This window comes from Pseudomonas nicosulfuronedens (genome assembly GCF_005877905.1).
Classification (GTDB): Bacteria; Pseudomonadota; Gammaproteobacteria; order Pseudomonadales; family Pseudomonadaceae; genus Pseudomonas; species Pseudomonas nicosulfuronedens.
In genome coordinates this window covers 53,944-74,662 of record NZ_SWDV01000013.1, presented here as the reverse complement: position 1 = coordinate 74,662, position 20,719 = coordinate 53,944, and the positions used below count along the sequence as shown (strand labels likewise).

General features: G+C 66.2%; 19 protein-coding genes. 6 read left to right on the top strand and 13 right to left on the bottom strand.

The window, feature by feature from the left end:
- The first annotated feature begins 3 nt into the window (after positions 1–3).
- Together FAS41_RS13210 and FAS41_RS13205 are read left to right on the top strand one after the other, a co-directional pair.
- Positions 4–1,767, top strand: a complete 1,764-nt coding sequence (locus FAS41_RS13210) for a GMC family oxidoreductase (RefSeq protein WP_138522890.1) — start codon at positions 4–6, stop codon at positions 1,765–1,767.
- Positions 1,764–2,990, top strand: a complete 1,227-nt coding sequence (locus tag FAS41_RS13205; RefSeq protein ID WP_138522888.1) for a c-type cytochrome — start codon at positions 1,764–1,766, stop codon at positions 2,988–2,990. Before FAS41_RS13210 ends, FAS41_RS13205 begins: the two co-directional genes overlap by 4 nt.
- Before the next feature lie 146 nt (positions 2,991–3,136).
- Here the strand turns inward: FAS41_RS13205 and FAS41_RS13200 are convergent, their stop codons facing one another.
- Positions 3,137–3,457 carry a DUF2025 family protein gene (locus tag FAS41_RS13200; protein ID WP_138522886.1) on the bottom strand — a complete coding sequence of 107 codons (321 nt, stop codon included), beginning with the start codon at positions 3,455–3,457 and terminating at the stop codon, positions 3,137–3,139.
- Between the two features lie 300 nt (positions 3,458–3,757).
- Between FAS41_RS13200 and sfnG the strand changes: the two genes are divergently transcribed.
- Positions 3,758–4,852, top strand: a complete 1,095-nt coding sequence (sfnG, locus tag FAS41_RS13195; RefSeq protein ID WP_138522883.1) for a dimethylsulfone monooxygenase SfnG — start codon at positions 3,758–3,760, stop codon at positions 4,850–4,852.
- Between the two features lie 136 nt (positions 4,853–4,988).
- On the opposite strand, the gene ubiM is transcribed toward sfnG, so the two are convergent.
- The 8 genes from ubiM to FAS41_RS13155 form a co-directional block, all read right to left on the bottom strand.
- Positions 4,989–6,161 (bottom strand): 5-demethoxyubiquinol-8 5-hydroxylase UbiM, encoded by a 1,173-nt coding sequence (gene ubiM / locus FAS41_RS13190; RefSeq protein WP_138522881.1) that lies wholly within the window; start codon positions 6,159–6,161, stop codon positions 4,989–4,991.
- A 124-nt stretch (positions 6,162–6,285) separates the two neighbouring features.
- A complete protein-coding gene (locus FAS41_RS13185; RefSeq protein WP_138522879.1) occupies positions 6,286–7,404 on the bottom strand; it encodes a sigma-54 interaction domain-containing protein in 1,119 nt (372 codons plus the stop codon).
- Entirely contained in the window at positions 7,401–8,585 is a 1,185-nt protein-coding gene (locus FAS41_RS13180; protein WP_138522877.1) for an acyl-CoA dehydrogenase family protein, read from the bottom strand. Before FAS41_RS13180 ends, FAS41_RS13185 begins: the two co-directional genes overlap by 4 nt.
- A gap of 63 nt (positions 8,586–8,648) precedes the next feature.
- Entirely contained in the window at positions 8,649–9,794 is a 1,146-nt protein-coding gene (gene ssuD, locus FAS41_RS13175) for an FMNH2-dependent alkanesulfonate monooxygenase (protein ID WP_138522875.1), read from the bottom strand.
- Between the two features lie 10 nt (positions 9,795–9,804).
- Positions 9,805–10,362 carry an FMN reductase gene (msuE, locus tag FAS41_RS13170; RefSeq protein WP_138522873.1) on the bottom strand — a complete coding sequence of 186 codons (558 nt, stop codon included), beginning with the start codon at positions 10,360–10,362 and terminating at the stop codon, positions 9,805–9,807.
- Positions 10,363–10,527: 165 nt separating this feature from the next.
- The gene (locus FAS41_RS13165) at positions 10,528–11,643 is read right to left on the bottom strand and encodes a saccharopine dehydrogenase family protein (RefSeq protein ID WP_171049482.1); all 1,116 of its coding nucleotides are present in this window, start codon (positions 11,641–11,643) and stop codon (positions 10,528–10,530) included.
- A 49-nt stretch (positions 11,644–11,692) separates the two neighbouring features.
- Entirely contained in the window at positions 11,693–12,094 is a 402-nt protein-coding gene (locus FAS41_RS13160) for a GFA family protein (protein ID WP_138522871.1), read from the bottom strand.
- A gap of 163 nt (positions 12,095–12,257) precedes the next feature.
- Positions 12,258–13,397, bottom strand: a complete 1,140-nt coding sequence (locus FAS41_RS13155; RefSeq protein ID WP_138522869.1) for an ATP-NAD kinase family protein — start codon at positions 13,395–13,397, stop codon at positions 12,258–12,260.
- Between the two features lie 250 nt (positions 13,398–13,647).
- On the opposite strand from FAS41_RS13155, the gene FAS41_RS30825 reads away from it, so the two are divergent.
- Positions 13,648–13,821 carry a PA1571 family protein gene (locus FAS41_RS30825; RefSeq protein WP_171049481.1) on the top strand — a complete coding sequence of 58 codons (174 nt, stop codon included), beginning with the start codon at positions 13,648–13,650 and terminating at the stop codon, positions 13,819–13,821.
- A gap of 30 nt (positions 13,822–13,851) precedes the next feature.
- Here the strand turns inward: FAS41_RS30825 and pdxB are convergent, their stop codons facing one another.
- Positions 13,852–15,000, bottom strand: a complete 1,149-nt coding sequence (gene pdxB / locus FAS41_RS13150; protein WP_138522867.1) for a 4-phosphoerythronate dehydrogenase PdxB — start codon at positions 14,998–15,000, stop codon at positions 13,852–13,854.
- 263 nt (positions 15,001–15,263) lie between these two features.
- On the opposite strand from pdxB, the gene FAS41_RS13145 reads away from it, so the two are divergent.
- Positions 15,264–16,667: an MATE family efflux transporter gene (locus FAS41_RS13145; RefSeq protein WP_138522865.1), complete on the top strand. Its 1,404-nt coding sequence runs from the start codon at positions 15,264–15,266 to the stop codon at positions 16,665–16,667.
- A 172-nt stretch (positions 16,668–16,839) separates the two neighbouring features.
- Here FAS41_RS13145 and rhtA read toward each other — a convergent pair whose 3' ends face one another.
- Complete coding sequence (gene rhtA, locus FAS41_RS13140) at positions 16,840–17,715, bottom strand: threonine/homoserine exporter RhtA (RefSeq protein ID WP_138522863.1); 876 nt, start codon at positions 17,713–17,715, stop codon at positions 16,840–16,842.
- A 52-nt stretch (positions 17,716–17,767) separates the two neighbouring features.
- Here rhtA and FAS41_RS13135 point away from each other — a divergent pair, with 52 nt between their 5' ends.
- Positions 17,768–18,370, top strand: coding sequence for a helix-turn-helix domain-containing protein (locus tag FAS41_RS13135; RefSeq protein ID WP_138522861.1), 603 nt, complete (start codon positions 17,768–17,770; stop codon positions 18,368–18,370).
- Positions 18,371–18,732: 362 nt separating this feature from the next.
- On the opposite strand, the gene phnX is transcribed toward FAS41_RS13135, so the two are convergent.
- Both phnX and FAS41_RS13125 read right to left on the bottom strand, forming a co-directional pair.
- On the bottom strand, positions 18,733–19,560 hold the full coding sequence (phnX, locus tag FAS41_RS13130; protein ID WP_138522859.1) for a phosphonoacetaldehyde hydrolase: 828 nt from the start codon (positions 19,558–19,560) through the stop codon (positions 18,733–18,735).
- Positions 19,561–19,592: 32 nt separating this feature from the next.
- A complete protein-coding gene (locus FAS41_RS13125; protein WP_138522857.1) occupies positions 19,593–20,708 on the bottom strand; it encodes a 2-aminoethylphosphonate--pyruvate transaminase in 1,116 nt (371 codons plus the stop codon).
- Between the last annotated feature and the right edge of the window lie 11 nt (positions 20,709–20,719).

The window sequence follows — 20,719 nt, the reverse complement described above, 5'->3', positions numbered from 1 at the left end:
ACCATGGCCAAGAAACTACCTTCCACCGACGTCGTGGTTGTCGGGCTCGGCTGGGCGGGCTCGATCATCGCCCATGAGCTGGCCGACGCCGGCCTCAATGTCATCGGCTTCGAACGCGGCCCCTGGCGCGACACCGCCAGCGACTTCAACCTTGCCTCGGCAGCAGACGAACTGCGCTACAACCGCCGCCAGGAACTGATGCTGCGTACCCGGCAGAACACCTGCACCATGCGCAACAAGGAGTCGGAAACGGCGTTGCCCATGCGCGCCTGGGGCTCGTTCCACCCCGGCAACGGCACCGGCGGTGCTGGCAACCACTGGGCCGGCATTACCTTCCGCTTCCAACCCGAGGAATTTCGCCTGGCCAGCCACCTGAAGGAGCGCTACGGCAAGGAAGTGCCTGCCGAGCTGACCCTGCAGGACTGGGGCACCACCTGGGAAGAGATGGAGCCGCACTATGACGCCTTCGAGCGGCTGGCTGGCGTTTCCGGGAAGGCCGGCAACCTGGCCGGCCAGATCGTCGAAGGCGGCAACCCCTTCGAGGGCGCGCGCTCACGCGAGTACCCCAACCCGCCCACCGCGCAGACCTATGCCCCGACGCTGTTCGCCGAGGCCGCACGCAACCTGGGCTACAAACCCTTCCCGGTGCCTTCGGCGCTGGCCTCCCAGGGCTATACCAACCAGTTGGGCGTGACCATGGGGCCCTGCACCTTCTGCGGCTTCTGCACCAACTACGGCTGCGCCAACTATTCCAAGGCCAGCGCCATCGTCAACGTCATGCCCGCGCTGATCCGCAAGCCCAACTTCAGTGCCCGGACCAACTCCGAAGTGCTCAGGGTGACAATGGACAGCACCGGCAGCCGCGCCACCGGCATCGTCTACGTCGATTCCAGCGGAGAACAATGGGAGCAGCCGGCGGACATCGTGGTGGTGGCCGCGTTCATCTTCGAGAACGTACGGCTGATGCTGCTCTCCGGCGTCGGCGAGCCCTACAACCCGATCGCCAACACCGGCACCACCGGGCGTAACTTCGCCTACCAGACGGCCAACAGCGTCAAGCTGTTCTTCAAGGACAAGAACTTCAACCCGTTCATCGGTGGCGGTGCCATCGGCATGGGCATCGACGAATTCAACAACGATAACTTCGACCACTCCGGGCTCGGCTTCGTCGGCGGCGGCAGCACCCGCGTGACACCGATCGGCGCCGCGCCCATCGACTCGCGCCCCACGCCACCCGGCACACCGGCCTGGGGCTCGGCATGGAAGAAGGCCACGGTGGAGAGCTATCTGAGCAACATGTCCATCGGCTGCGAAGCCAGCAGCTATTCCACGCGCGGCAACTACCTGTCGCTGGACCCCAACTACAACGACCCCCATGGCCGACCGCTGCTGCGCATCACCTTCGATTTCCCGGAGAACGACCTGAGGATGGCGCAATACTGCACCGACAAGGTCGCCGAGATCGCCCGCAGCATGAACCCGCAGCAGATAGTCCCGGCGCCGCGCAAAGGCCCCTGGTCCAATACCTCCTACCAGTCCTCGCACATTGTCGGCGGCTTCATCATGGGCGCCGACCCGAAGAACAGTTCGGTGAACAAGCACCTGCAGGTCTGGGGCGTGCCCAACCTGTTCGTGGTCGGCTCCTCGGCCTTCCCGCAGAACCCCGGCTACAACCCCACCGGCACCGTTGGCGCGCTGGCCTTCAAGGCCGCCGATGCGATCCGCCGGCTGTACCTGAAGCGCCCCGGGGAGATGATCAGCGTATGAAGACCCTTCTCTCTCTGGGCACCCTCGCCCTGCTCGGCCTCAACCTGCAGCCAGCCTTCGCCGGAACCGCCGCGGACTCCTACAACCTGGTTGAAAAGGGCCGCTACCTCGCCGTACTCGGCGACTGCACCGCGTGTCACACCGTCCCCGGCCAGGCGCCCTTCTCCGGCGGCGTGGCCATCGAGACACCGTTCGGCAAACTGGTCGGTGCCAACATCACCCCCGACCCGGAAACCGGGCTGGGACGCTGGAGCTTCGAGGACTTCCTGGCCGTCATGTCCACCGGACACAGCCGTGGCGGCAAGCGTCTGTATGGCGCCATGCCATTCACCGCCTATACCAAGGTGCGCCGTGAGGACAACCTGGCGCTCTGGGCCTACCTGCAGACCCTGCAGCCGGTGCACAACCCGGTGGAAACCAACCAGCTGCCCTTCCCCTTCAGCGTACGCACCAGCCTGATCGGCTGGAACTGGCTGAACTTCACCCAGGGCGAATTCGTGCCCGCGCCGGACAAGTCGGCGCAGTGGAACCGTGGCGCCTACCTGGTGGAAGGCCTGGGCCACTGCGGTACCTGCCACACGCCGAAGAACCTGATTGGCGGTGACGACAACGACCACTTCCTCGCCGGCGCCAACCTGCAGGGCTGGGTTGCCCCGGACATCACCGCGAACTCGCACAGCGGCATCGGCCAGTGGAGCACCGAGGACCTCGTGCAGTACCTGAAAACCGGTGCCAACCGCTTCGACATCGCCTCCGGCCCCATGGCCGAAGCGGTGGAGAACTCCACCCAGCACTGGACCGACGAAGACCTGCTGGCGGTGGCGGTGTACCTCAAGGATGGCGCGGCGGGCAAAGCATCACCGGCGCCAGTGGCAGCCACCGACGCAGCGATGGTCGCGGGCAAGGCGATCTACGCCGACCGCTGCTCGGCCTGTCACGTGAGTAGCGGTGCCGGTGTGAAGAACCTGTTCCCGACACTGGCTGCCGCCCCGCTGGTCAACAACGACGACCCGACCTCGCTGATCCGCGTGGTACTGGCCGGCAGTCGCGCCGGCGGTACCGATGCTGCGCCGACGACGCCGGCCATGCCCTCGTTCGCCTGGAACCTCAGCGACGACAACATTGCCGATGTGCTGACCTATGTACGCAATACCTGGGGCAATGCAGCGGCACCGGTCACCACCAGCCAGGTTGCAGATCTGCGCAAGGAACTGGCCCAGTAAGGCGCAAAGAGCGTTGGAGCGGACTTTATCCGCTCCAACGCATCCTGCTGTCTCGTACTCCGCAGGAGCGGGCCCGCGAACCCCTCCCCGGCTTCGCGCTGCCCGGCGCCCCGCCCCTGCGAACGCCCGGCGCCCGGGCGTGGCAATCACTTCAGATGACGCTCGGCGGCGATCTCCGGCAGGTCGGTGCGACGCAGGTAGGTGAGCAGTGCCTCGTTCAGATTCAGGCGATCATGGATGTTCTGCTCGGCGAGGATCTGCAGGCATTCGCGGCTCAGGGTCATCACCAGGCCGTTCTTCTGCGCCCAGACGAACTCGCAGGACGGGCGGATGCTGTCCTCGGCCACATCCATGCCGAAGGAATCCTCGCTGAAACGCACGATGTACTTGCCGGTCTTGAGGTTGAAGCCGACGAAGCCCGACAACCCGTCGGCGGCAGTGCAGATATCGCTGGAAGTGATGGCCATGGTGGTGCCCCTGGATTTTTCCTGTTATGGATTCGCACGCAGGAGGTCCCCGCTTCTATGAGCGGGTGAACGTCGAATTCTGACAGCGTTGCCGGCGCCTGCTCAGGGGCCGGTTGTCGCACCCCGCGCTGTTGCCTGGGCAACAGTTGGCCAGCAGCGTTGCACCAGAAGGAACAGCAGCCGCTGTCCCGGCCAATCACCAAGTGTCTGATCCGCCAGAAATTTCCTCTCGTGGCACGGCTTTCGCTCTGCTCACCCTGCGGCACCTTCGCCGCTGTGCAGCCCCGAGGAGCCCGAGCCATGAGCCAACAACCGATCCGCTTCGCCTACTGGGTCCCCAACGTCAGCGGCGGCCTGGTGGTCAGCAAGATAGAACAGCGCACCCACTGGGACATCGATTACAACCGCCAGCTGGCGCGCATCGCCGAGGATGCGGGGTTCGACTACGCGCTGACACAGATCCGCTTCACCGCCGGCTACGGCGCCGAGTACCAGCACGAGTCGGTCGCTTTCAGCCACGCGCTGCTGGGCGCCACCGAAAAGCTCAAGGTGATCGCCGCCATCCTCCCCGGCCCCTGGACGCCGGCACTGGCGGCCAAGCAACTGGCGACCATCGACCAGCTCACCGCCGGACGCATCGCCGTGAATATCGTCAGCGGCTGGTTCAAGGGCGAGTTCCAGGCCATCGGCGAGCCCTGGCTGGAGCACGACGAGCGCTATCGCCGCTCGGAGGAATTCATCCGCGCCCTGAAGGGCATCTGGACCCAGGACAACTTCACCTTCAAGGGCGACTTCTATCGCTTCCACGATTACAACCTGAAACCCAGGCCCATCCAGCGCCCGCACCCGGAAATCTTCCAGGGCGGCAGCTCGCGGGCTGCCCGTGACATGGCTTCGCGCGTATCCGACTGGTATTTCACCAACGGCAACAGCGTGGAAGGCATCAAGGCCCAGGTGGACGACATCCGCGAAAAAGCCGTCGCCAACGGGCACTCGGTGAAGATCGGGGTAAACGCCTTCGTCATCGCCCGCGACACCGAGGAAGAAGCCCGCGCGGTGCTCGCCGAGATCATCGACAAGGCCGACCCGGAAGCGGTGAACGCCTTTGGCCACGCGGCGAAACAGGCCGGTGCGGCGTCACCGGAGGGCGAAGGCAACTGGGCCAAGTCCAGCTTCGAGGACCTGGTGCAGTACAACGACGGCTTCAAGACCAACCTGATCGGCACGCCGCAGCAGATCGCCGAGCGAATCGTCGCGCTCAAGGCAGTGGGCGTGGACCTGGTGCTGGCGGGCTTTCTGCACTTCCAGGAAGAGGTGCGCTACTTCGGTGAAAAGGTACTGCCGCTGGTGCGCGAGCTGGAGCAGAAGAAAGCGCGGCAGACCGAAGCGGCCTGATAACCAGGGATTCGGCGCACCCGATCGTCTCCAGGCCGGACCACAGGCGGACTTTGGTTCGCGAGCAAGCTCGCTCCTACGAAGAGCACACCGAAAGTCCCAGTGACTGTAGGAGCGAGCTTGCTCGCGAACGCCCTCAGGCGCCCTGTGTCAGGTGCTTCGCAATCGCCGTGCGCAGCGGCGGCAGGTTCTGCGCCAGGCGCAGGCCGGCATTGCGCAGCAGACGAACTGGCGGGCGCGGGTCGGTGTACATGCCGACGATCAATCGGGTGGCCTGGTAAAGCGGCCAGGTCGCCAGGCGGTGAGCCATGGCGTAGCGGCGCAGCGGCCAGGTACCGCCGATATCGCCGCCCCGGCGATGGGTAGCAAGGATTTCATTGGCCAGCCGACGCTGGCTCTGCAGACCGAAGTTGAAGCCGTGCGCGGTGACCGGGTGCATGCCGACGGCGGCATCACCAATCAGCGCACTGCGCGGACCGACGAAACGATCCGAGTACACCCCGACCAACGGGTAACTGTGACGCGGGCCGAGCAGCTCCATGCCGCCCAGACGGCGGTCGAAGCGACGCTCCATCTCACGGGCGAAGGCCTGCTCGTCCAGTTCCAGCAGCGGCGCCATCTCGCGCTGCGGCAAGGTCAGCACTACGGAGGAGCGGTCGCCATTGATCGGCAGCAGCGCCAGGGTCTGTCCGTAGCCGAACCATTCCCAGGCGACGTTGTGGTGCGGTTTCTCATGGGCCATGCGGCAGACCATCATGGTCTTGCCGAAGTCCTCCATGCTCGCACCGATACCCAGCATGCGGCGAGTCTCGGAAAAGCGACTGTCGGCGGCGACCAGCAGGCGCGCATGGACGCGGCTGTCATCGTCCAGGGTCAGCGCCACGCCATCCTGCCGGACCTGCAGCGAACGCAAGGCGCGTCCGCACACCAGCGAGACATCCGCGCACTCGTGCACTGCGTCGAAGGCAGCGCGGCGGATCATCTGGTTGGAGACGAAATACCCCAGTTGCTCGGCGCCGGCCTGCTCGGCCTCGATGCGCAGGGTGAACAGCGAAGGGCCATTGAGCACCTGGGCATCGCGCAGCGGCGAGACTTCCTCGGGATCGATCCGTGACCACATCCCCAGCCGCTGCAGTTCGGCGCGGGAGGCATGGGTCAGGGCGATCTCCCGGCCGTCCTCGGCAGGCTCGGACACGGCGGCCAGCGGCTGGCGGTCGATCAGCAGGATCGACAGGCCGTTGCCCGACAGCGAGCGGGCCAGGCAAAGCCCGGCGGGGCCGGCGCCGACGATGGCGATGTCCACGTGCATGGGTGACTCCTTTCGCTTGGGATGGGCGGTCCCGGAGTCTAGGCTGGCCACTGGCCCGTTTCGTTGCCGTGGATCAGTGGCCCGCGGCGAATACCTCCAAATAGACAGGCCCAAGCAGCAGGCCCTAGATCGACAGCCGCACGCCCCGCTGCGGGTCGATCACCGTCGCCCCCCGGCGCTTGTTCACCACCAGCTCGCCGATTTCGATCAGCCGCGTGCGCGTGACGTTGCGGCTCAGCCCAAGCAAATTGGCGGTGTGCACCTGGTTGCAGTGGCAGAAGCGATAGGCCGCGCGCAGCAAGGCGTCTTCCACGCGGGCATGCAGGTTGCCGCCCTGCTCTTCGAACAAGCGCTGGAAGGCCTGCTGGAGAATCTGCTCGGCACCCAGGGATTCCAACCGTGGTTCTTCGCTGCGCTCGATGCGCAGGTTCGACAGGTGCAGGTCTTCGGCACGCACCACGCCGTCGCGGCAGATCAGCAGCGTGTGGTGGATGACGTTTTCCAGCTCACGGATGTTCCCCGGCCAGGAATAGCTGCGCAGTTTCTGCGCGGCTTCCGCGCTCAGCTGGCTCTGGCCGTAGCCCAGGCGCCGGCTGTACTCGGCGATGAAGTGGCGGGTCAGGGGGAGGATGTCGCCGGGTCGCTCGCGCAGCGGCGACAACTCCAGGCTGACGACATTGAGCCGGTAGTACAGGTCCTCGCGGAAATGCCCGGCGTTGATCGCCTTCTCCAGCTGCACGTTGGTGGCCGCCAGCACCCGCACGTTGATCGGAATGCTCTTGCGCGAACCCAGGCGCACCACCTCGCGCTCCTGCAGGACACGCAGCAGCTTGACCTGGATCGGCATCGGCAAATCGCCGATCTCGTCGAGGAACAGGGTGCCGCCGTCGGCTTCCTCGAACCAGCCGGCCTTGGCCGCCAGCGCGCCGGTGAAGGCCCCCTTCTCGTGGCCGAACAGCTCGGCCTCGACCAGGGATTCGGAGAAGGCCCCGCAGTTCACTGCCACGAACGGCCCGCTGCGTCGTGAGCTGAGGTTGTGAATGTGTCGCGCCACCAGCTCCTTGCCAGTGCCGGTCTCGCCGATGATCAGCACGCTCGCTTCGCTGGGCGCGACCTGCTGCAGGTGGTCGAGCAGCGCCTGGGATTTCGGGTCCTCGAAAACCTGGGCGGTAGCGCGGATGGAAGTGGCCAGCGCGGGGGATTTGGGCAGGGTCAGCAGACCCTCGGGGGTGGTCGCGTTCATGAGTAGAAAGTCGGTTGCGGCAGTTGCTGGTTCAGCGCCCAGTCACCCAGCTCGCGAACCTTGTAGTCCACCGGGTCGTGCAGGGTCTGGGTGCGCAGGTTGCGCCAGTAGCGGTCGATGCGCAGCGCGGCGTGGGTGGAGCGCGCACCGGTGACCTCGAACAGGCGGTTGCAGATTTCCAGGCCGTTGCGAGTAGCGGCGACCTTGGCGGTGGCGATGGCCACGGCCAGCCGCCCGCGTTCGTCGGCATCCAGTGCAGCGCCCTTGCTCCAGGCTTCGTCGAGCAATTGTGCGGCGCGACGGACCAGTAGGCGCGTGCTTTCCAGGCCGACCCAGAACTCGCCGTAATGCGCGAGCACGTAGGGGTCCTCGCCGACCGTGGCGGCACTGGAGCGGAACCACGGACGGGCCTCCTTGAGCGTGTATTGCCGCGCTTCCTCGAAGGCGCCTTCGGCGATGCCAAGGAAGACGTGGGTGAAGATCAGCTGCGCGATCAGCGGGCGCAGACAGGCGAACGGCGTGCTCAGCGGGCCCGGATCGAGCAGCAGCTCGCTCTCCTCCACCCGCACGCGCTCGAAGGTGGCGCTGCCGCTGTCGGTCTGGCGCTGGCCCATGTTGTCCCAGTCGTGGCCCAGGCTGATGCCGCTGCGCGCGGTGGGGATGGCAGCGATCAGCAGCTTGCCGCCCTCGCCGTCGAGTGCCGAAGCGATGAGCATTTCCGAGTCCAGCGCGCCGGAGCAGAAGCTCTTGCGTCCGGAGAACTCGCGCCAGCCGGCGAAGGTGCGCGAAACGGTGCGGGTATCCAGCGGATTCAGCGCGTTGCCCCAGAACCATCGATTGCGCGCGGTCAGCTCGAACCACGGCTGCCACTGCTCCGGGCGGGAGAACAGGCGCACGGTTGCCAGCATCAGGTGCTGGAAGCCGAACACGTGGGCGATGGAGCTGTCGACCACGGCAAACTGGCGCACGACGTCCAGCGTGGTGCTCCAGTCCGCACCCAGGCCGCCGTACTCGGTGGGGATAATCAGCGACAGCAGTCCGCTCTGGCGCAGCGCATCGCGCTCGGCCTTCGGCGTACCGCCACGGATGTCACGCTCGGCGGCGGTTTCGGCGAAACCGGCGGCCAGGCGCTGGGCGATCTGCCCGGGTGTCTGTGCGTCGAGACGCGTATTGGCGTTCACGCTCGCTTCCTCTTCTATCGATTCGGGATGCGCCGGGCCCCTGCCCGGCACATCAGGGGGATCTCAACCGGCCTTGCGTCCGGGCAGCACGTCGTTGGCGATCATCTCGCCGAAGGGCCCGGTGAGATTGGTCACGCCGCGCCCGGCGAGGCTCGCATAGGGCTCGGGCAGCAGCGGGAAGACCAGCTCGGCGAAGCGGTAGGCCTCTTCCAGGTGCGGGTAGCCGGAGAAGATGAAGCTGTCGATCCCCAGGTCCGCGTATTCCCTGATGCGCTCGGCGACCTGCTGCGGATCACCCACCAGTGCGGTACCGGCGCCGCCGCGTACCAGGCCGACACCGGCCCAGAGATTGGGGTAGATCTCCAGTTGGTCACGGCGGCCGCCGTGCAGCGCGGCCATGCGCCGCTGGCCTTCGGAGTCGAAGCGGGCGAAGGACTTCTGCGCGTTGGCGATGGTCTCGTCGGAGATGTTGGCGATCAGCTTGTCGGCGGCCTGCCAGGCTTCCTCGGCGGTCTCGCGGACGATCACGTGCAGGCGAATGCCGAACTTGACGGTGCGGCCCTGTTTTGCGGCTTTCTCGCGCACATCGGCAATCTTCTGCGCGACCGCTTGCGGCGGCTCGCCCCAGGTCAGGTAGACGTCCACCTGCTCGGCGGCCAGATCGTGAGCCTCAGCGGAGGAGCCACCGAAGTACAGCGGCGGATAAGGCTTCTGGATCGGCGGATAGAGCGCCTTGGCGTTCTCCACCTGCAGGTGCTTGCCATTGAAGTCCACGGATTCGCCCTGCAGCACGCGGCGCCAGATACGCAGGAATTCATCGGTGACTTCATAGCGCTCGGCATGGCTGAGGTGGATGCCGTCGCCGCGGTTTTCATCCGGATCGCCGCCGGTGACCACGTTGATCAGCAGGCGTCCGCCGGACAGCCGATCCAGGGTCGCGGCCATGCGCGCGGACACGGTCGGCGAGATGATCCCCGGACGGATCGCCACCAGGTAACGCAGGCGCTCGGTCAGCGGCGCCAGGGCCGAGGCGACGACCCAGGAATCCTCACAGGAACGGCCGGTGGGAATCAGCACGCCGTAATAGCCGAGGGAATCGGCAGCCTGGGCGATCTGTTTCAGGTACGGCAGCGACACCGGGCGCGCGCCCTCGCTGGTGCCGAGGAAATGACCGTCGCCGTGGGTCGGCAGGAACCAGAACACGTTCATCGCGGGCTCCTCAGGCGGTCTTGCGCAGTTGCGGGCGGACGAACAGCGGCGCGGCGCGTTCGGCGGCCAGCTGGATGCGGGCGCGCAGGGTGTCGCTGGCGATCTGGTAGTTGGCGAAGTCCGCTTCGCTGGCGTACACGCCGATGGGCAGCGTGATCGACTGGAAGAAGCTGAACAGCGGGCGCAGCTGGTGGTCGAGGACCAGCGCGTGGCGCTCGCTGCCGCCGGTGGCGGCGAGCAGTACCGGGGTGTCGATCAGGGCGTTCATGTCCACCAGGTCGAACAGGTGCTTGAGCAGGCCCGGATAGGAGCCGCGGTAGACCGGCGACGCAACCACCAGCAGGTCGGCGGTCTCGATCTCGCGCAGGGTGGCTTCCAGCTCGGCGGAGAGCTCCTGGCGCGACAGTGCGGCGCCCAGCGGGCGGGCGATGTCGGCCAGTTCGATGACTCGGGCGTCTACCGGAAGCTGCTCGCCGAGGGCGTCGAGCACGGCCTGGGTGAGCACCAGGGTGCGCGAGGGGCGATAGGTGCCGCCGGAGACGGCGACCACTTTGATGGGGCTGGTCATGGGTTTTCCCTGTTGACTGTTGCGCTAGGTACAGAGGCCTAGAGCAAGGGGCGTACCAACAGGAAAATGTGCGATTTCAGGGCACTTCAGCCGGTTTTCCCGGTGCTTCGTGTCACTGTGGCAACAGCGCTGCTGATCGACTGTTGCCCTGGCAACACCCAAGGATCAGTGCGCGGCCATTTCGCGCAGGCCGTGGGAGATGTTCAATCCTTCCAGCTCGGCCACGTACTCGCCGGTAGTGAGCAGGCCGATGCATGGTGTGGCGCCACGCTGACGCAACTGCCCCGCCGCCAGCTTGCGCGCCAAAGCCACCGCCGCCATACAGGGAATGTTCGGGCCGTGGTCTTGCTGCGCGAGCATTTCCCAGCACAGCGCCAGCGGCTTGCCGTCGCCATCGACGCCCTGCAACTGGACGAACATGCCACTGCGCCCGTCGCCCAAGGGCTCCATCGCCACAGCGATGCGGTGCAGGCCGGCGCCCAGGCGCGCGGCATCCTTCACCAACCCGGCACGCACCAGCCAGGACAGGCCCCAGGTGCCGAACTGGGTAAGGCCCAGGCCAAGGCCGGCGGAGAAACGCACGTCCTGCACGCCGGGGTAGCGCTGCGGGAACAGGTCGAGGTCCGGTACGTCACAGTGGGCCAGCCAGCGTTGCCCCAAGGGAGCCGGAAAACGGTGGCGATTCAGCCCCTGCCAGCCGTGCACGTCCTGCCAGCGACCCTGGCGCCACTGGCGCAACGGCTTGCCACAGTAGCCCAGCACCGCGGATACCGTGGCCTGGCCGGGAATCTTCGCCGAGGAACTGATGCCGTGGTGGATGCTGTCCAGGCGCTGGAAGCGCGGCAGCAAATCGTCGATCACCGAGGCGGCCAGCGCAGGCACCGAACTGGCGCCGCTACAGACCAGCACCCCGGCGCTGCGCGCGGCACGATCGAGTTCGTGGATGCCGCAGACGAACTGGCGAGCGTCGGCCAGGTCGATGTAGTGCGCGCGGGCGCCGATGGCGGCGCGGGCGACGCGGTAATCCTGCCCCTGGAAAGGGCCGGCGGTGGAGATCACCAGGTCGACTTTCAGGTCGTTGAGGCGGCCGGCCAGCGTCGGCTGGTTCATGTCCAGGCAAACCGCCTCGCCGCCTACCTGCGCGGCCAGCTCATTGGCGCGCCGTTGGTCGCGCCCGCCCACCAGCACGCGGATGCCGTCGATGCCGCTGAGGCGGCGCACGATCAGGCTGCCGAAGTTGCCGTAGCCGCCCAACACCAGCACGCGAAATTTCCGTTCCATTGCCACTGACCCTGTTGCTCCCTGACTGCTGCTGGCGGTGCCAGCTCCTTCATCCCGGCTTTGCGCCCCCGTAGCGGGGCAGATTGTCCTCCAGCGGCCACCAGGTGGCGCGGGAATCGACGTAGTAATGTGCTTCGAGCTTTGTCCGCACGGGCTCGTCCAGGGTTCCCGCACGCACCCGCAAAGTTTCCGGCAACGCATCGCGGGCGCTGTAGATCGGCGATCCGCAGGTGCGGCAGAACACGCGTTTCTTCTCTGGCGTAGCGCGGTACTCGGCCAGCTCGGACTCACCGCTGAGCAGGCGAAACGCCACGCGATCCACGGGAAGGTTGGTGGCGAACGGCCCGCCCTGCGCCTTGCGGCACTGGCCGCAATGGCAGACCTGGATTGGCGCCAGCTCGCCGCTGATCTCGTAGCGCACCGCGCCGCACAGACAACCGCCGGTATGCATGGCCCTGCTCCCCGCCCAGTTTCACGAAGCGATGGAGTCTAGATCAGGCCCGGTGACATGCACCACCGTACTGAGGGGTGGTTCGGCTTTCGCGGCTGCCGCCTCACTACAGATGGCCATGGCAGACGCCAGCACCAGCGGTGCCGACGCGGCGGATAACGCGCTACACGGACGGCTGGTCGTCGCTGCCCCAGCCCAGCGGATAGAGCAGTTCTTCCTTGTAGCCGGCCCACACCCTCACGGCCGCCGGGAAGCTCGCGTCCAGTTCGGTATCCCCGCTGTCCACCAGCAGCGGCCGGCCTTCGAGGGTGCCGAGCTTGCGCTTGGTGGCGATCACCCGCAGGCGCTCGATACCGATGGCGCGCAGCACACGCGGGCTGATCTGCTGGTTGCCGCGTCCGAGGATGTGTCCTTGCCCGCCGATGGCGGTGACCAGCAGGAAGGCTGGATGCCCGCTCACCAGCTCGAACAACTGCGCCTCGGTGACATCACGGGCGATCACTTCGCCGTTCTCGATCACGTCGACGCCCAGCAACGTAGTGTCCAGGTGCAGGTCGGCGGCCAGCCCGTGCAGGGTCGAACCGGGCCCGAAGACGTAACGCACGTCGTCTTCCCAGCTGTCTTCCAGCCAGGCGGCAAGATCGGCCAGCACCAGTTCCTCGGTCTCCATGCCGGCCTGCTTCACATGCTGCATGAAGTGACCTTCCTCGGGCACCGTCAGTTCGGCATACCAGCGCGCAGCGACACGACCCTCGCGCAGCGCCGCTTCGTCAAGGTCGCGCACTTCGCCCTGGGTCAGGCGCACCAGCCCGCCGTCCACCAGCCGCCGCGCCAGTTCTCCGGCGGCGCGCGGGCTGATGGTATAGACCCCGGAATGGATTTTCACGCCGGCCGGAATGCCCAGCACGGGCTGGCCTTCGCGGGCCACCTCGGCCACATCCCGCGCGGTGCCATCGCCGCCAGCAAAGAGAATCAGCGCCACGCCGGCCTCCTGCAACGCCTGCACGGCGTGACGGGTATCTGCCGCGCTGGTCTGCGCCTGCTCCAGTTCGCCCACCAGACGATGGGCAAAGCCCATGTCCGCCAGCAGATCAGCCCCCATGGCGCCGGGGAAGGAGAGGAACTCCAGGCGCTCGCACACCGGCAGCAGGTACTCCAGGGCAACACGCGTGCGCTCTGCCGCCCGAGGTTCGGCGCCGCGCGCCAAAGCCAGCTCCGCGACGCCGTCACTGCCCTTGAGCGCGGTCGGGCCGCCGATACCGGCCAGCGGATTGATGATCAACCCTATGCGAATCCTGTCCATACTCATCCTCGAGGGAAACTTCTTCGAACCACCGGTGCAACGCCGGGTCGGACCAAGGAGCGGCAAATCCCGAACCACTATAACGACAAGCAAACGACCGGGGACTTCGCGATTGGCACGCAATCTGCGAGGGCATTACGGTCGTCTGTCTTCGGTGACGGTTCTTCGGCGCTGCCCTGCGCAGCCTCTGTCACCGGGGTTTCATCTGATCTGCCTAGACTGCAATGCACTGATGTAGAGGAGATTGGCCATGAGCCTGCAAACCCACCGTGAATCCACTCCCCGCCCCGCTCCGCGCAATCCGCAGCAACCAGTCGGCGGCTCGATCATCGATGCTCAGGGCCGTGAAGTCCCGATCACCGAAGACATGATCCAGCGTGCCTGCCAGGAACTGGACAAGACCTGCGAGCCGCCGCGCCGCTGAGCGGACTCAAAGCACGGCGACGCGTGCGCCCTACTCCCCGACCCGGTTGGCGCCCAGCGCGGTCAGCAGGCTTTCCAGGCGCGGAGAGTCGCCCTGGATGTCTACCCACAGCCCGGTGATCTCCCGGCGCGGCGGGTAGTGCTTGCGTAACGCGTCAAAGGCTGCCCGCCGGGTCTGGGTGTCCCCTGCCAGGCTACGGCGGAAATTGGCGTCATCGCTGCGCGGGTCGTACACCGCACGGCAGAGCATCGCCAGCGCCCACTCCGGGTCGCATTCTTCCTTCAGGCTCAATTCGGCCAGCCATTGCGTGGGCAGCAGGTCGTCCAGGTCGACGGCCGGTGCGCTTTGCTGCCAGGCGCAGAAAGCCTCGTAGATCTGCGCCGTGCCGCGCAGCTTGCCGTCCAGGCTGTAGCCGGCGATGTGCGGGGTGGCAATGCGGCAGAGTTCGGCCAGACGTACGTTCACTTCCGGTTCGCCTTCCCAGACATCCAGCGCGACGTCGATGTCGGCGCCGGATTCCAGGTGGATGCGCAGCGCCGTGTTGTCGACCACGCCGCCCCGGCTGGCGTTGATCAGCCAGGTGCCGGGACGCAGCGCCTTGAGACGCTGCGCGTCGATCAGGTGGCGCGTCGGGTTTTCACCGTCGCGGGTCAGCGGCGTATGCAGGCTGATGACGTCGCACTCGCGCAGTACTTCTTCCAGGCTGCGGAAATCACCGCCTTCAGCGGCGGCACGCGGCGGGTCGCACACGCGCACGTCCCACCCCAGGCCGCGCAGCACATCCACCAGGCGGCCGCCCACCTGTCCTGCGCCGACCACGCCATAACGGCGTTCGGACAGCTTGGCGCCGTGCACTTCGGCCAGCGCCAGCAGGCTGCCCAGCACCCAGTCCACCACACCGCGCGCATTGCAGCCGGGCGCACTGGACCAGACGATGCCGGCCTTGGCGAAGTAGTCGAGGTCCAGGTGATCGGTACCGATGGTGCAGGTGCCGACGAATTTCACCTGGCTGCCTGCGAGCAGCTCGCGGCTGACATCGGTCACCGAGCGAACCAGCAGGACTTCGGCGTCGCCCAGGGCGGCGCGATCGATGCTGCGTCCGGGCAGGCGACGGATGTCGCCATGGGCGCCGAAGAAGGCTTCGACCAGGGGGATGTTTTCATCGGCAAGGATACGCATGGGCAGGCTCCAGAAATCGGCTGCGGGTACTTTACCAGCGCTGCTGCGCGCGGTCCCGCACAGCCATGCAGGGCGCATAACCTGGAACAGGTTATGCGCCGCTCCCTTCAAGGCGGATAACGCTGGCGCGTTATGCGCCCTACGTCAGCGCCGATCCTTCAGCCCTGCGCGCGGTCCCGCGCGACACAGGCAAGACTTCCTGACTGACGCGTCAGCCCTTAAACTGGCCGGCTTCCCGCCAATTCTTCTTGCCAAGGAAAGCCGTGACCAGCCTCACCCAGCCCGTCTCTCGCGGACGGCGCACCGCCATCGAACTCAAGGAACTGCTGACCCTCGCAGCACCCATCATGATCGCCCAGCTGGCGACCACCGCCATGGGCTTCGTCGATGCGGTGATGGCTGGCAGCGTGGGGCCGCGCGACCTGGCCGCAGTGGCGCTGGGCAACTCGATCTGGATTCCGGTGTTCCTGCTGATGACCGGCACCCTGCTCGCCACCACCGCCAAGGTGGCCCAGCGCTATGGCGCGGGCGACCAGGCCGGCACCGGCCCACTGGTGCGCCAGGCGCTGTGGCTGGCGCTGCTGGTTGGCCCGCTGGCGGGCGCGACATTGTGGCTGCTGTCCGAGCCGATCCTGCGGGCGATGAAGGTCGAGGAAGCCCTGATCGAACCCAGCTGCTTCTACCTGCGCGGCATCGCCTGCGGCCTGCCGGCGGTGGCGCTGTACCATGTGCTGCGCTGCTTCAGCGACGGCCTGGGGCGCACCCGGCCGAGCATGGTGCTGGGCATCTGCGGGCTGATGCTGAACATCCCGATCAACTACGTGCTGATCTACGGCCACCTCGGCTTCCCGGCCCTGGGCGGCCCCGGCTGCGGCTGGGCCACCGGCTCGGTGATGTGGTTCATGCTGCTGGGCATGCTGGTGTGGGTGAACGGGGCCAAGGTCTACAAGCCGAGCCAGCTGTTCAGCCACTGGGAGCTGCCGCAACCGAAGGTGATCGGCAGTCTGGTCGCCGTCGGCCTGCCCATCGGCATTGCAGTGTTTGCCGAGTCCAGCATCTTCTCGGTGATCGCGCTGCTGATCGGCGAACTTGGCGAGAAAGTGGTGGCGGGCCACCAGGTGGCGCTGAACTTCAGTGCACTGGTGTTCATGATCCCCTACTCGCTGGCCATGGCGGTGACCGTGCGCGTGGGCCAGTCCCTCGGCGCCGGCGCACCGCGCGATGCGCGCTTCGCTGCCGGCGTGGGCATGGGAGCCGCGCTGGCGTACGCCTGCGTTTCCGCCAGCGGCATGCTGCTGATGCGCGAACACATCGCCGGGCTCTATACCCAGGATCCTGAGGTACTGGCGCTGGCCGCCACGCTGCTGGTGTTCTCGGCGCTGTTCCAGTTCTCCGACGCGGTGCAGGTCACCGCCGCCGGCGCGCTGCGCGGCTACCAGGACACCCGCGCGACCATGATCATGACCCTGTTCGCCTACTGGGGCATCGGCCTGCCGGTCGGCTACAGCCTCGGCCTCACCGACTGGCTGCAGGAGCCCACCGGGCCGCGGGGTCTCTGGGAAGGCCTGATCGTCGGCCTGACCTGCGCGGCGGTGATGCTGTGCATTCGCCTGTCGCGCAGCGCCAGACGGCAGATCGTGCTGAAGGAAATGCGCACAGCGGGATAACGAACGTCCCATGACGCAAAAAGCCGCCCGAGGGCGGCTTTTACTTGAGGAAATCCTGCAGGAAAAGCAACGGGTAGGATGGCGTGGAGCGCAGCGATACCCATCAATTTCGTGCACGGACAGCATGGGTATCGCTTCGCTCCACCCATCCTACGAACAGCCCCTTTCGCGCTCAGTCGGTGACCAGCGCCGGCTTCGGCCGGCTGCTCAGCGTAGTGCCCACCGAGGCGACAATGATGGCGCCGATGGCGATCCACTGGTGCGACGTCAGTTGCTCGCCGAGGAACACCAGGCCGGACAGCGCGCCGAACGCCGGCTCGATGCTCATCAGGGTGCCGAAGGTGCGCGCCGGCAGACGGGTCAGGGCGACCATCTCGAGGGTATAGGGCAAGGCACTGGAGAGGATCGCCACGCCCAGCAAAGCCGGGAACAGGCTGACATCGAACAGCGCCATGCCACTGTGCACGAGGCCGATCGGCGCCACGCAGATCGCCGCGATGCTGATGCCCAGCGCCGCACCCTGCGCGCCCAGGTCATTACCGGCACGCTGGCCGAAGATGATGTAGAGCCCCCAGCAGACACCCGCACCCAGCGCCAGGGCGGCGCCCTTGGGATCGATGCCGTTGCCGAAGTCGGCGATGGGCAGCAGCAGGCCGAGGCCGACCACGGCGATGGCGATCCACAGGAAATCGATGGGTTTGCGCGAATAGAACAGCGCCACCGCCAGCGGCCCGGTGAACTCCAGCGCCACGGCGACGCCCAGCGGGATGGTCTGCAGCGCCATGTAGAAGGTCAGGTTCATCAGGCCCAGGGTCACGCCATAGATGAACAGCGGCTTGAGCGGCTTGCCACGCAGCGAAGTGCGCCACGGTCGAAGGATCGCCAGCAGGAGGATAGCCGCGAAGATCAGACGCATGGAGGTCACGCCTTCGGCGCCGAGCACCGGGAACAGGCTCTTGGCGACCGACGCGCCGGTCTGGATCGAGGCCATGGACACGATCAGGATGAGAATGGGGAAGGCAGTGGAAATGAAGCGAGAGCGAGGCATGATGCGGACCTGAACAGGCGTTGCAACGGTTGGGATTTCTTGGTTGACTGTTATGCGCAACATAATGCGCAAAAAGGCCAGAATGAGCAATATACTGCCCACTCCTTCCGAACGTCCCAGCGTCCTGGTGCACGTCGCCGATAACGTGAAGACTCACCGCCGTAGCGCCGGCTTCAGCCAGGACGCGCTGGCCAAGGCCTCGGGCGTCAGCCGGCGGATGCTGGTTGGCATCGAGAGCGGCGACACCAATGTCAGCCTCGCCACCCTTGACCGCATCGCCGCCGCCCTGCGCGTGACCTTCGCCGACCTGGTGCGTCCGCCCTCCACCGGCGGCCTGACCCGTGTCGACGCGGTAGCCTGGGGCGGCCAGCAGGCCGACAGCCGCGGCACCCTCCTCGCCAGCACCCCCGCGACCCGCCAGGCCGAGCTGTGGCATTGGTCCCTGGCACCCGGCGACCGCTACAACGCCGAGCCCGATGCCGAAGGCTGGTACGACATGGCCTACGTGATCGAAGGCCGGCTGACCATCGTCCTCGCCGAAGAGACAGTGGACGTCGAGGCCGGTGGCTTCCATGTGTTCAAGAGCAACCAGCCGTTTTCCTACCAGAACCATGGGGATGTCCTGGTGCGGTTTGTGCGGAACGTGGTGAATTGAATGTCGCGATCAATGTTTAAGCGCCGCATCGGCGCGTGCTGGTAGTTCTGGTTTCGCCTCTCGGCGAGTCCCTTTTGTCAAACGCCACAAAAGGAACCAAAAAGTCTTGCCCCTCCATCCGGTTTTTCGCTTGGGGCGAAAAATGCCCTCGTTGATTCGAAGTTTCAGGGGCACGCCGCGAAGGGCCATCCCTGGCCCATCGCGGCTCTCGCGACATCCATGTCGCTCAACCCCTGAAACTCCGAATCAACGAGGCCTCCTGAAAGGGGCAGTTCGGAGTGTGCGGACATTTCTCTGGAAGACCTCTGGAGCCAAAAGAAAAAAGCCCGCATCGAGCGGGCTTTTTGGGCTGGAGCAAACGGTCAGCTGCCCTGTGGCATCTCACCCCGCGCCAGGCGCGCATTGATATCGGCGATCACCGCCGGCAGTTCGACGATGGTGTCGATCAGGTAGTGCGGCCGCGAGCCCTCGAACATCTGCCCGATGCGCCGACGCTCCTGCTCCAGCTTCTCGGCCGGCAGCGCCTTGTACTGCTCGTAGGTCAGGCCCAGGGCGTTGCCCGAGCAGGTCAGCGCCACGGTCCACATGCCGGCGCTGCGGCCTTCGAGGATGCCCGGCCAGGTATCGTCGACCTTCACGCAGGCTGCCACGTCGTTGATGCCCAGGGCGATCACGTTGGCCAGCGCCTGCGCCGGGTGCGGACGGCCGTTGGGCACTTCATCAGTGGCGACCACGTGGTCGGCGACGTAGCCGTTGGTCTTGGCCAGGGCAACGACCTTCTCCATCACCACCGCCGGGTAACCGGAGCAGGAACCGACCTTCAGCCCGCCTTTGCGTACGGCAGCAATGGCATCCAGTGCGCCGGGAATCAGCGCCGAGTGCTCGGCGATCTTCTCGATCTGCAGCGGCATGAAACGCTCGTAGATGGCAGTGACGTCGTCGTCGCTCGGCACACGGCCGAACTTGGCCTTGTAGCGCTCGGCGATGGCCGGGATATCGCACAGGGTACGGATGTGGTCCCACTTGCCCATGCCCATCGGGCCGCGGGCTTCTTCCAGGCTGACCTGCACGCCGAACTCGGCGAAGGCCTCGACGAAGATCTGGGTCGGCGCGAAGGAGCCGAAGTCGACCACGGTGCCGGCCCAGTCGAGGATGACAGCTTGCAGTTGCTTGGGTTGTTCGTAATTCATGGCGTTCAATCCTGTGAGAATTCGGGCGGGCGTCAGATTTCGAAGACTTCCATTTCCTTCAGCGTTTCGGCGATGGCCGCGACTGCAGCGCGCATGCCGCTGGCGTCGACCTGGCCGATGCAACCGACGCGGAAGGTTTCTACCTGGGTCAGCTTGCCCGGGTAGAGGATGAAGCCCTTCTCGCGCACCCGGTTGTAGAACTCGGTGAAGCTGTAGCGAGCATCACTCGGGGCGTGGAAGGTGACGATGATCGGCGCCTGGATTTCCGCCGGCAGGAAGCTGCGGAACCCGAGCTCTGCCATCTCCGCCAGCAGAGTCTGGCAATTGTTTGCGTAACGCTGATGACGGGCCGCGAGACCGCCCTCTTCCTCGTACTGGCTCAGCGCTTCGTGCAGCGCAGCCACCACGTGGGTAGGCGGAGTGAAGCGCCACTGGCCAGTCTTGGCCATGTAGGCGTGCTGGTCCTGCAGGTCCATGGACAGCGAGTGGCAGTTGCCGGTGCTGGCATTCAGGGCGGAGCTGCGGGCGAAGACGAAGCCCATGCCTGGCACGCCTTCCAGGCATTTGCCAGAAGCGGCGATCAGCGCATCGAAGGGAATGTGGCGAGCGTCGATGTCCAGCGCGCCGAAGGAACTCATGGCATCGATGATCAGGCGCTTGCCGTGGGACTCGATGACCCTGGCGATGTCCTGCAGCGGGTTGAGGATGCCGGTGCTGGTCTCGCAGTGGATCAGGGCGACGTGGGTAACACTGGGGTCTTCAGTGAGCAGGCGATCGACGTCGGCGGCGGTGGTCGGCACGTCCTCTTCGGTTTCGAAGGTGCTGAACTCGCGGCCGATCACCTGGCAGATCTTCGCCAGGCGCTTGCCATAGGCGCCGTTGATCAGCACCAGCACCTTGCCGTCACGCGGCACCAGGGTGCCGATGGCGGCTTCGACGGAAAAGGTACCGCTGCCCTGCAGAGGAACGCAGGTGTGGGTCGCTTCGCCGTGAATGATCGCCAGCAGGCGCTTACAGACGTCGGCGGTCAGGTCGTTGAAATCGCGGTCCCAGGAACCCCAGTCGACCATCATGGCGCGACGGGTGCGGGGGGACGTGGTCAGCGGACCGGGAGTCAGCAGGATGGGGGCTCGCTCGGCAGTGCTCATGCTCGATTCCT